Here is a 10,838-nt window from a genome sequence, read left to right as displayed (position 1 = left end):
ACCACGCGACAGCCTTTGAGCTTGGCGATCTGCCCGGCGATGCTACCCACGGCACCGGCAGCACCGGAGATCACCACGGTGTCACCGGTTTTCGGTGCGCCGGTTTCCAGCAGGGCAAAGTACGCCGTCATGCCGGTCATGCCCAGGGCGGACAGGTAGCGGGGCAGGGGTGCCAGCTTGGGGTCCACTTTATAGAAACCACGGGGCTCGCCGAGGAAGTAATCCTGCACGCCCAGTGCACCGTTCACGTAGTCCCCCACCGCGAAGTTCGGATGCTTCGAGGCAATCACCTTGCCTACGCCCAAGGCGCGCATCACTTCGCCGATGCCTACTGGTGGGATGTAGGACTTGCCTTCATTCATCCAGCCACGCATGGCCGGGTCGAGGGACAGGTATTCATTGCGCACCAGCACTTGGCCGTCCTGGGGTTCGCCCACTGGCACTTCCTGGTAAGTGAAGGTCTCTCGCGTGGCGGCACCGACCGGGCGTTTGGCGAGCAGAAATTGGCGATTGGTCTGGGCGGTCATGGCAAGGACTCTTTAGAAATGGAACATGAGTGATAGACCCTCAGTGGCAGAAGGGCAAGGGTGTGCAAAGCAGGCGAATGCCCGGCAATAGGCTTCGCTGATAATCAGCCGGGCGGCTTTATCACTGCGATTCATGCAGCGCCAACCGGCCTTCTGATAGTGCTGACGCACGGCTGCGGGCGTTGGCTAGACTCGCTCCACCGTTACTAACCCCACAGGACAGTTCCCATGAGCATGACGTTTTCTGGCCAGGTCGCCTTGGTGACCGGCGCCGCTGCTGGTATTGGCCGCGCCACCGCGCTGGCATTCGCCGCCGAAGGCTTGAAGGTGGTGGTCGCGGACCTTGATGTGGCAGGAGGCGAGGGCACTGTGGCACTGATCCACCAGGCCGGTGGCGAAGGGATATTTTTGCGCTGCAACGTCACGCTCGACACGGACGTGCAGCAATTGATGGCACAGACCGTCGCCACCTATGGGCGCCTGGACTACGCCTTCAACAACGCCGGCATCGAAATCGAAAAGGGCAAACTGGCTGACGGCAGTCTTGATGAATTCGATGCGATCATGGGGGTTAACGTCAAAGGCGTGTGGCTGTGCATGAAGTATCAGTTGCCGTTGCTGTTGGCCCAGGGCGGTGGGGCCATCGTTAACACCGCATCGGTGGCGGGGCTGGGGGCGGCACCGAAGATGAGCATCTATGCGGCGTCCAAGCATGCGGTGATTGGCCTGACCAAATCGGCGGCCATCGAGTACGCGAAGAAGAAAATTCGCGTGAATGCCGTCTGCCCGGCCGTGATTGATACCGACATGTTTCGTCGCGCCTATGAGGCCGACCCACGCAAGGCTGAGTTTGCCGCAGCCATGCACCCGGTGGGACGCATTGGCAAGGTTGAGGAAATCGCCAGCGCCGTGTTGTACCTGTGCAGTGATGGCGCAGCGTTTACCACCGGTCAGGCCCTGGCGGTGGACGGTGGCGCGACGGCGATCTAGGACGGCACGTCGCGTGGCATTCGAAAACAGAGCCAGGTGCTGTGGGGCGTTTCCATGGCGGGCAGTGGGCTCTGCACGAATATGTTTCACTAGGTAAATAACCCAATAAAATCAATACTTTAATAAAAGTTGGCGCCCAGTTTTACTAGGCTTCTGTGCTTAACTGTTTTGGGTTAACAGACAGTTTAAGTGAGTGGCTCATGGATTTAGGGATCGATCGACAAGCCCTGGTACCGGTTGTTCAGCAGATCGTCGGCGCGGTGGCAGAATGGATTCGCAAGGAGGGGGTGAGCCCTGGCACACGCTTGCCGTCCATTCGCCAATTGGCCCTCGATAACCTGCTGAGCCAGTCCAGCGTGATCGAGGCATTCGAGCGCTTGGTGGCCCAGGGGCTGCTGGCTCCCAGGCAGGGTTCGGGGTTCGTGGTGGCGCATCCCGCCACGGCCCACGAAAACCATTGGTATGAAGGTGCGGAACAAGGCTGGGGTGCATTTACCGATAGCCCGCTGGGCGAGCTGAAGTTGGGCTGCGGTTGGTTACCCGACACTTGGCGCGAAAGCGATGACATCAGCTACGCGATCCGTGAACTGAGCCGCACCGACACTGGTGGCCTGTTCAACTACAGCACACCCTTGGGGCTGCCGGCGTTGCGCGAACAACTGCTCAAGCGCCTGACGCAGATTCACGTGCCCGCCAGCCTGGACTGTATCCTGACCACCCATGGCGCCAGTCATGCCCAGGACCTGCTGATACGCACGTTGCTCAAACCCGGTGATGAGGTGGTGGTCGAAACACCCGGGTATGGCAATCTCTACCGCCAACTGGCCTTTCGGGGGGTCACGCTGCTGCAAGTGCCACGTGCCCATGGCGGCCCGGATATCCCGGCATTGGAAGCGCTGCTGCAAACCCATCGGCCCAAGTGCCTGTTCATCAACAGCCTGTATCACAACCCCACCGGCACCAGCCTGTGCCGTCCGGTGGCGGAGCGGTTGTTGGAGCTGGCCCGCGAACTCGACTTCCTGATTATCGAAGAGGATGTGTACGGCGACCTGCAGCATGCCAGTTGCACGCGCTTGTCAGCGCTGGCCCATGATGACCGGGTGATCTATGTGTCGAGCTTTTCCAAGACCCTGAGCAGCGCCCTGCGCGTGGGTTACCTGTGTGCCAGTGCTGCGATCATTACGCAATTGGCCCAGCTCAAGACCCTGACAGGCATCGGCACTTCACGGTTTGCCGAAGCCATGGTGGCGACGTTGCTGAGTAACGGCACTTACCGTAAGTGGGTGCAGCGCCTGCGCAAGCGCTTGAATGCGCAGATGGCCGCCACGTTGCAGGTACTGGAGGATGAAGAGTGGCAGGTATTTGCCGCACCCGCGGGCGGGATGTTCCTGTGGGCACGACCAGGCATGGCCGACCCCTTGCGGTTGCAAGCCTGCGCCCAGCGGCTGGGTGTGTTGCTGTCGCCCGGCGCATTGTTCAGCCCCACGGGTGAGCGCAGCGAATGGTTACGCATCAATGTGGCCTACGCGGCTGATCAACGCGCATTGACGCTGTTCCGAGCCATGGGCGCGGCAAGATCGACCTCGACCATTCTGAAAACGACGCGCATGTAGCTTTTTGCCATTATTCCGGCGCCAGCGGCTTGTGCTCAGTGCCTCGGGGTTGCGAATCTCGCTGCTTGTAAACCTGGCTTATGGCATTTGCCATTGCAAGAGGATCAAGTGCAATGATTTCGGGCGTGCAACGACGTTTCGCCAACCTCGGTATGGCAAAAAAACTCGGCTTGGGGTTTACCCTGGTACTGCTGCTGACGGCCTTGGTAGCGGCCATCGGTGTGTGGTCCCTGCAGACCATCGGCCAGCGCTTCGAAGGCCTCACGTCGATGTCGACGCTCAACAGCGACCTGCTCAAGGTGCGCGTGATCGAGCAGGACTATGCGTTGCACGCCGACCCCAAGGCCGTTGATGCCCTGCATGCCAGTGTCGATGCGCTGCTGGCCCAGGCCACGCGTCTCAAGGCTCGGTCTGCCAGCAACGAGCGAGTGATGGGTGACGTTGAGCAAGCCTTGGTCGCCTATCGCCAGGCATTCGATGAGTTCGTCGAGTTGACTCAGACCAAGGACCTCGCCCTGGAAATGGCCAGTTGGTCGGTGTCCAGCGTGGCCAATAACCTGGATGTGCTGCAAGCCGGGCTGGCGGACGACGGTGCCTATGGCCTCAAGGAAAGCCAAGGCAAGGAGGGCGCGGAGTTTATCGAGCAGGCGGGGCAGGTCAGCCAGGTGTCGCGTCTGATGTTGCAGGCCATGAACGAGGCGCGGGTGCGCCTGGATCAGAGCCGCAGGGCGGACGCAGACGACGCCGGGCAGGGCAAGATCGAGCAAGCCGACCAGGCCCTGGCTGAAGTCGAGAAACTCAAAACCACGGTCAAGGACCCCGGCTACCAGACCGTGCTCAATGAAGTCTCCGGGCATATCGCGTCGTTCAGTGACAAGCTCGGCGAATACACCGGGCTGTTGGCCCAGGAAAAAGTGGTCTACACCCAGTTGCATGACCGCGCCGAGCAAGTGGTGAATCGGGTCAACCAGGCGTACGCCGCCGAAGACCAGTCCATGCAAACGCAGTTGCAGCACAGCACGCTGCTGATCATCGGTTCATCTGCCCTGGCGCTGCTGGTGGGCTTGATCGCTGCATGGGTGATCACCCGCTTGATTGTTGCGCCGTTGCGGGCGGTGATCGCCGTGGCTCAGCAGATCGCCTCGGGTGACCTGAGTGGGCGCATGGAGATCAGCCGGCGTGATGAAATCGGCCAGTTGATGCAGGCGATGCAGCAGATGGGCAACAGCTTGAGCCAGATGGTCAGCGGGTTGCAGGCGGGGATCGAACAGCTCGCCAGCTCCGCGCATTCATTGTCCAGCGTCACCGAGCAAACCACTGCCGAAGTCAGCAACCAGAAGGACGAAACCGAGCAAGTCGCCACGGCGATGAACCAGATGACCGCCACGGTGCACGATGTGGCACGCAATGCCGAGCAGGCTGCCCAAGCCGCACAGACCGCGGATGCCAAGGTCGATAGCGGCCAGCAGGTGGTGCGCATGAGCCTGCAGCGTATCGAGTTGCTGGCCACATCCAGCAACAGTGCCAGCGCCAGTATCGAAAGCCTCAGCGCGCAAATCCAGAATATAGGTACCGTCTTGAGCGTGATCCAGAGCGTGGCCGAACAGACCAACTTGCTGGCTTTGAACGCTGCGATTGAGGCGGCGCGTGCCGGTGAGCAGGGGCGTGGCTTTGCTGTGGTGGCCGATGAAGTGCGGGCACTGGCCAAGCGCACCCAGCAATCGACCGAGGAAATCGAACGGCTGGTCAGCACGCTGCGCAGTGCGGCGCAGTCCTCGGTGCAGCAGATCCAGCAGAGTGGCGAGCTGGTGAAGCTGGCGGTCAGTGATGCGCTGGAAACCGAAGGGGCCTTGGGCAGCATTGCGGCGGCTGTTTCATTGATCCAGCAGATGAACCAACAGATCGCCGCTGCCGCCGAGGAGCAAAGCTCGGTGGCTGAAGAGATCAACCGCAGCGTCACCAGTATTCGGGCGAGTGCCGATCATTCGGCGTTGAGCATGCAAGGCAATGCCGCCTCGAGCATCCAGTTGGCGCAGTTGGGCGCGCAACTCAAGGGGATGGTGGGGCATTTCCGCCTTTGATCGCAGCGTAGGCGCTACGATCTGAGGGCGGGGCGATCAGGCGTGGTTGGCGAGGAAGGACAGCAGCGCCTCGTTGACGAAGTCGGGGTTCTCGCGGCTTGAGATATGCCCAGCCTCGGGGATCAGGATCAGGTCGCAACCAATCTGGTCGGCCATTTCCTTGGATTCTGCAGGTGGCCGGGGTTTGTCCTGTTCGCCGCACATCACCAAGGTGGTGTCGGAGTCCAATGCAGGTAAGTGCGCCAAGATGTCTTCGCGGCTGAAGATCAGGCGGCCCAGCGGCACGATACTGTCCAACAAACGTTCTCTGGGGAAGTCTTGCAGTGACTGGCGAAAATCCCGGTACAGCGCGGATTCGCGGTCGATGCCCGGGCGGAAGAAGATCGGTGCGATCACATCCAGCAACGGTTCGGGGATCGCCCCGGCGTCTTCAATCATCTTGAACAGCGAGAAATAATACTGGCGTGTTGCTTCGGGTTCGGCCCCGAGGTAGGTGTCCATCAGCACTACGCTGTTGATGCGCTCGGGAGCCTGCAATGCCAGGCGTGCGCCCCACATGCCGCCGACCGAGAGGCCCACCAGGTTGGCTTGCTCGATACTAAGATGATCCAGCAACGCCAGGGCCTGGCGGGCGAGGTCATCCAGGGAATGAGTGGGTGCTGGCAACGGCCCGGACTCACCGTGGCCCCACAACTCGGGGACGATCACGCGGTATTGCTGCGACAGCGCTTCAATCTGCGGCGCCCACATGTCGCTGGCCCACAGGTAACTCGAACCCAGTAGCACGACAGGGCCGGCGCCCTGGTCGATATAGTGCAGCGGTTGTCCATCAATCACGGCGACAGGCATAACAGGCCTCTAATTTCACGGAGTGAGGGGCACTTTTTTACGCTAGTCGGGAGCGGGGGGATAGGTGCACATTGATGGCATGTGATGATTTCACTGTGGGAGCTGGCTTGCCTGCGATGAAGGCCTGCCAGCCGATGCTCACCTACCTGACACCCCACAATCCCACTGTGGGAGCGGGCTTGCTCGCGAAAGCGGTGTGTCAGTCAACATCAATGTTTGCTGGGCCGACGTCTTCGCAGGCAAGCCACCACCTTTGATCTTCGTTGCTATGAGCATTGCGTTCGCGTTGCCATCAATCGTAGATCGCTTTCTTCTTCCACTCGGCGTCGGCATCGACGACTTTCAAGCCCTCGGTCAGCTCGTTGACTTCGTCCTCGGCCGGCTTGCTGTTGGTCAGCACTGTGGAGTTGGCGCGCGCCAGTTGGGACTCCAGCAGTTGCAACTGGGCGCTGTAGAGCACCGGCTCCGGTTGTTTGCGCAGGTACTGCACGCCGCGCTCGAACGCCAGGCGTGCCTGGCCGGGTTGGCCTTGCAGCAGGGCGTGCTGGCCGAGGTTGTTGAAAAACTCGATATGCAGCAGCACCAGGATATGACGGATTTCCTTGATCCAGTGCTTGGCCTCGTTGGTCGGCAGGAAGCCATCCTGGGCGGCGCGGGTGACTTGGCCGTGCAGGGCTTCGAGCAGGAAGCGCACGTCCTTGGCCTTGGCTTCGGTCTGGATCGGGGCCGGTGGGTTGGGCACCGGAATCGATTCGCCTTGGGCGATCAGCGCATTCAGTTCGTTGATGCGGGCCTTGAGCGGTGTGCTGGACTTGTTGAGGTTCAACAGGCGCTGGTTGACGTTCAGTTCCAGGCGAGCCAGCAACAGCTTGAGCGCTGGGGTCATCAGTTGGCCGGGGAAGGTCTCGGTGATTTCACCGCAGCGACGCAGCCGATCGTTAAGCTCGATCTCGGTACGCTTCTTTTCCAGCTTGTTGTTTTCCACCACGTGGTTCATGTAGCCAATGGCGATCAGTATTACGATCCCGGCTATTACCAGCAGGGTGATCATGAGTGGTGTCACCGGTGTGACCTCTTTAATAGGGTGTGCTGTGGAGTGTAGTGACTGGGTCATCCGGCGGATAGGACCGATCGACCAGTTGCCCAGGTGATTTCTTCTATATAGGTAGGCGCTTCCTGAATGGATGCACATTGCCATCATTTGTCAGGGTGAACTATAGCGTCTTGTCGAACGCCAGAATATAGGCGCCAAGGCTCGGACGGTGCCAATGCCCGCGAAGGCCGTGAAACCATGGCGAAGTCATTGATTTAAATAAATTTATCCTTGGGGGTTGACGACCTTTCAATCCATCCATAGAATGCGCGCCACTTACAGCGTAAAGCACACAGCGAAACGCGGTAGGGAGTGAATGTTGTAGGTGTGTCCCCTTCGTCTAGTGGCCTAGGACACCGCCCTTTCACGGCGGTAACAGGGGTTCGAGTCCCCTAGGGGACGCCATATGCGGGAATAGCTCAGTTGGTAGAGCACGACCTTGCCAAGGTCGGGGTCGCGAGTTCGAGTCTCGTTTCCCGCTCCAATTTACAAGCAGTGTGGCCTTCGGGCGGCATTGAGTGAAACCAGGACCAAGTCTTCGGACAAGGCCTCTGGGCACTGGAACACACACCATGTGTTTCAGTAGCGTGTCCCCTTCGTCTAGTGGCCTAGGACACCGCCCTTTCACGGCGGTAACAGGGGTTCGAGTCCCCTAGGGGACGCCATTTGCGGGAATAGCTCAGTTGGTAGAGCACGACCTTGCCAAGGTCGGGGTCGCGAGTTCGAGTCTCGTTTCCCGCTCCATATTTAACGAAAACGCCGATCAGTGATGATCGGCGTTTTTGTTTGTGCGCAATTTACTTCGCCACCACCCCGTTCAAAGCGTCGAAGGGATCTCTTGCCGTGGCATGAAAAAACGCGCAAACAGTTCGGACTGAGATTTGATATTCAGCTTGCTGTAGATGTTGCGACGGTGGACCTTGATGGTTTCTGTCGACAGCGACAGCTTGCCGGCGATCTCTTTGTTGGAGAACCCACTGAGGAGTAACTTGAGCACGTCCTTTTCACGTGCCGTTACTTGTGTTTCCAACTGAGTAAGTGCCTCGGCCCATGGGGCCGGCTCGGCGAGGTTTTTCGTCGGGTCAGTTTCAAAAAACATGCGTTGATGCATCAATGCCGTCACCCACGGCTTGATCAGGTCCAATACTGTTATCTGCGCCTGGGTGAATCGCAGGTTGCTGCCAAACGACATGCACAGCGTTGTGCCGGCATCGAGCCGTACATTGTATTGCGCCTCATCGACCGAGATGTATTGCGCGAAATATTGTTGGTAGTACTCGGTTTCCCGGAAGTGTTCCGGCGCAATATCGAGCAGATGGAAGAACCCGCTCTGTGGGTTTTCTCGATCAGCGATATAGAACGGGTCCAGCAGATACAGGCCTTTCACATAGCGGTGAATAAAGGCGTCGATTTCTTCGCTGTCTGCTACTTCGGGCAGGCTGATCACGCGCACCGCGTGGTCGCCAAAAACCAGCACCACCCAATTGTCTATCTGCACATATTCATTCAATACGCGAATCAAAGAACTCCAGAACTCCGGGCGATTGAGCTGCATGATCAGTTTTCCAACCGATCGGTGCCAAGCCAGGCTATGAAGGTCAAGCGACATGTTCTACCCCTTTAGGGTTAGGGCTTTGCAGGCCAGAGCTAAGTACTTGTAGGTATTTACTATTCGTTGATGCTCGGTATATTCACCCCGAGCTTACGATAGCCATGAAGGCGTGTCGTGTGGACAGGGATAGTCATATGAGTCGAGCACACTTGCGAGCTATTTTTTTAGCTTCGCTCCTGGGGGCTGCAACCAGCACGCCCGCAGCCGCCGCTGAATCTTCGGTGTATCTGTATAACTGGTTCGGGTTTCTTGAACCGCAGACGCCCAGGCAATTCCAGCAGGAGACCGGCATCAAGCTGCATATGGATGCTTTCGACAGCGCCGAAATCATGCAGAGCAAGGTCATGGCTGGGCGCACCGGCTATGACCTGGTCGTGGCCACCTCCAATGTATTACCCGGCTTGATCAAGGCTGGGGTGCTGCAGCCGCTGGATCGCGCGCAGTTGAGTAACCTTTCGCACATCGACCCTGACATCCTCTCCCTGCTGGCGGTCAATGACCCAGGCAATCGCTACGCCGTGCCCTATGTCTGGGGTACCACTGGCATTGGCTACGACGTGGATAAAGTCAAGGCGGCGCTGGGCGATGACGCCCCGGTGGACAGTTGGGACCTGATCTTCAAAGAAGAAAACATCAGCAAGCTCAAGTCTTGTGGCGTAGCCATGCTCGACTCCCCCAGCGAAATCATTTCGATCGCCTTGCACTACCTGGGGTTGCCCAGTAACAGTACCGATCCAGAGGATTACCAGAAGGCCCAGGCGCTGTTGTTGAAAATCCGTCCCTATGTGCTCTATTTCGACTCGTCCAGAATCGACGCCGACCTGGCGGACGGCAATATCTGTGCAGTCGTCGGCTGGGCCAATGGTGCGCTGGCCGCTCAGGCGATTAATGAAAAGTCCAACAGCGGCCGCAAGATTGCCTACAGCCTGCCGCGCGAAGGCGCCTTGGTCTGGTCTGAAAACTGGGTGTTGCTCAAGGATGCTCGCCACCCAAAGGCCGCTCTGGCGTTCATCAACTACATGCTGCAGCCGCAGGTGATAGCCAAGACGTCCAACTACATGCTCTATCCCAACGCCAACAAAGATGCCACTGAGTTCGTCGAGCAAAAGTTGCGGGATAACCCTTGGATTTATCCCGATAAAAAGACCATGGCCACACTGGTTCCGCTTGAGCCCTTGCCGCTGAAGGCGGAGCGCATTCGCACACGGGTCTGGACCAAGGTCAAAAGCGGTACGTGACGGGGTCGGGGAGGGAGACAGCATGCGCCAGGGTCGTGATCAGCGTTATTTAGAGTCGGACGACTACAAGGCCTACAAAGAGATTGAAGAACAGATCGGCCTCTGTACGCCAGAGCAAGCCTGGGCCATGTATTACGTTTCGACGGGCATGGTGCGTGAAAACATTACCCTGGCCGTGATGGAGCACATTGGCCGGGGCAATCGTGCCCTGTTGCTTGAGTTTCCAGACCTGCTGCGAATCGCAGGGCGTGACGCTGAGCCGGGGGAGATAGCCTCCAACTGGCCTCTGCTGCGAAGGCGTCGTCGGTAAGTCTACTCTGCGTATCTCTGGAGGGGCGAGGTGCAGGCGGTTGTAGGTTATTATTGTGAGGCTTGTAGGGAAAGTCTGTGTTTTTTGTGGGGGCGATACCTTTTCGCCCTGTGCTCTCTACTCTGGCCACCCATTCTCCTTGTCCACTTCAGAGAACTGACCGGATGCTTCAACTCGATTTCTATTCAACCCTCGTTGCCGCTTCACTGGTGCTATTGCTGGGGCGCTGGCTTGTGGCTCGCATCGGCTTCTTACGTACCTACAACATTCCGGAACCAGTAGCCGGTGGCCTGTTGGTCGCCATGCTGCTCCTGGCGTTGCGCGCGTTTGCCGATATCGAAGTACGCTTCGATCCTTCATTGCAAACCCCGTTGATGCTGGCGTTCTTTGCCACTATCGGTTTGAACGCCGATTTTGCCAGCCTGAAGAAAGGCGGGCGGATCCTGGCGGTGTTTCTGCTGGTGGTAACGGGCTTGCTGGTGGTGCAAAACGCCATGGGTATCGCGCTGGCCTCGGCGCTCGGCC

Annotated in this window: 9 protein-coding genes, 4 tRNA genes and 2 pseudogenes; 11 read left to right on the top strand and 4 right to left on the bottom strand. The window is 58.8% G+C overall.

Annotated features, from left to right (window positions below):
- A pseudogene (locus APH41_RS15745) lies at window positions 1-527 on the bottom strand (NADP-dependent oxidoreductase); the annotation flags it as partial.
- 228 nt (window positions 528-755) lie between these two features.
- On the opposite strand from APH41_RS15745, the gene APH41_RS15740 reads away from it, so the two are divergent.
- The 4 genes and pseudogenes from APH41_RS15740 (at window position 756) to APH41_RS29690 (ending at window position 5,211) form a co-directional block, all read left to right on the top strand.
- Window positions 756-1,517, top strand: a complete 762-nt coding sequence (locus APH41_RS15740; protein ID WP_054920053.1) for an SDR family oxidoreductase — start codon at window positions 756-758, stop codon at window positions 1,515-1,517.
- Between the two features lie 200 nt (window positions 1,518-1,717).
- Window positions 1,718-3,130, top strand: coding sequence for a PLP-dependent aminotransferase family protein (locus APH41_RS15735; protein ID WP_054920050.1), 1,413 nt, complete (start codon window positions 1,718-1,720; stop codon window positions 3,128-3,130).
- An 80-nt stretch (window positions 3,131-3,210) separates the two neighbouring features.
- Window positions 3,211-4,353 (top strand): annotated as a pseudogene (locus APH41_RS29695) (HAMP domain-containing protein); the annotation flags it as partial.
- Window positions 4,330-5,211 (top strand): methyl-accepting chemotaxis protein, encoded by an 882-nt coding sequence (locus tag APH41_RS29690; protein ID WP_370721009.1) that lies wholly within the window; start codon window positions 4,330-4,332, stop codon window positions 5,209-5,211. The pseudogene APH41_RS29695 and the gene APH41_RS29690, both read left to right, overlap by 24 nt.
- A gap of 36 nt (window positions 5,212-5,247) precedes the next feature.
- On the opposite strand, the gene APH41_RS15725 is transcribed toward APH41_RS29690, so the two are convergent.
- Both APH41_RS15725 and APH41_RS15720 read right to left on the bottom strand, forming a co-directional pair.
- On the bottom strand, window positions 5,248-6,060 hold the full coding sequence (locus APH41_RS15725) for an alpha/beta fold hydrolase (RefSeq protein ID WP_054920046.1): 813 nt from the start codon (window positions 6,058-6,060) through the stop codon (window positions 5,248-5,250).
- Between the two features lie 292 nt (window positions 6,061-6,352).
- Entirely contained in the window at window positions 6,353-7,123 is a 771-nt protein-coding gene (locus APH41_RS15720) for a hypothetical protein (RefSeq protein WP_034127216.1), read from the bottom strand.
- A gap of 359 nt (window positions 7,124-7,482) precedes the next feature.
- Here APH41_RS15720 and APH41_RS15715 point away from each other — a divergent pair.
- The 4 genes from APH41_RS15715 to APH41_RS15700 all read left to right on the top strand — a co-directional run bounded on the left by APH41_RS15715 (window position 7,483) and on the right by APH41_RS15700 (window position 7,897).
- Window positions 7,483-7,558, top strand: a tRNA-Glu gene (locus APH41_RS15715).
- Between the two features lie 3 nt (window positions 7,559-7,561).
- A tRNA-Gly gene (locus APH41_RS15710) sits at window positions 7,562-7,637 on the top strand.
- A gap of 105 nt (window positions 7,638-7,742) precedes the next feature.
- A tRNA-Glu gene (locus APH41_RS15705) sits at window positions 7,743-7,818 on the top strand.
- A 3-nt stretch (window positions 7,819-7,821) separates the two neighbouring features.
- A tRNA-Gly gene (locus tag APH41_RS15700) sits at window positions 7,822-7,897 on the top strand.
- 73 nt (window positions 7,898-7,970) lie between these two features.
- On the opposite strand, the gene APH41_RS15695 is transcribed toward APH41_RS15700, so the two are convergent.
- The gene (locus APH41_RS15695; RefSeq protein ID WP_054898854.1) at window positions 7,971-8,762 is read right to left on the bottom strand and encodes a LuxR C-terminal-related transcriptional regulator; all 792 of its coding nucleotides are present in this window, start codon (window positions 8,760-8,762) and stop codon (window positions 7,971-7,973) included.
- A 137-nt stretch (window positions 8,763-8,899) separates the two neighbouring features.
- Between APH41_RS15695 and APH41_RS15690 the strand changes: the two genes are divergently transcribed.
- From APH41_RS15690 to APH41_RS15680, 3 genes are all read left to right on the top strand, one after another.
- Entirely contained in the window at window positions 8,900-10,003 is a 1,104-nt protein-coding gene (locus APH41_RS15690; protein WP_054920044.1) for a polyamine ABC transporter substrate-binding protein, read from the top strand.
- A 22-nt stretch (window positions 10,004-10,025) separates the two neighbouring features.
- Window positions 10,026-10,313 (top strand): hypothetical protein, encoded by a 288-nt coding sequence (locus APH41_RS15685; protein WP_054920042.1) that lies wholly within the window; start codon window positions 10,026-10,028, stop codon window positions 10,311-10,313.
- Between the two features lie 164 nt (window positions 10,314-10,477).
- A partial coding sequence (locus tag APH41_RS15680) for a sodium/glutamate symporter (protein WP_218187865.1) occupies window positions 10,478-10,838 on the top strand: 361 nt, incomplete at its 3' end.

The organism is Pseudomonas sp. NBRC 111138 (genome assembly GCF_001320835.1).
In the GTDB taxonomy this organism is placed as follows: Bacteria; Pseudomonadota; Gammaproteobacteria; order Pseudomonadales; family Pseudomonadaceae; genus Aquipseudomonas; species Aquipseudomonas paracarnis.
The sequence above is the reverse complement of the archived record's forward strand: the minus strand, read 5'-3'. Positions and strand labels throughout refer to the sequence as shown.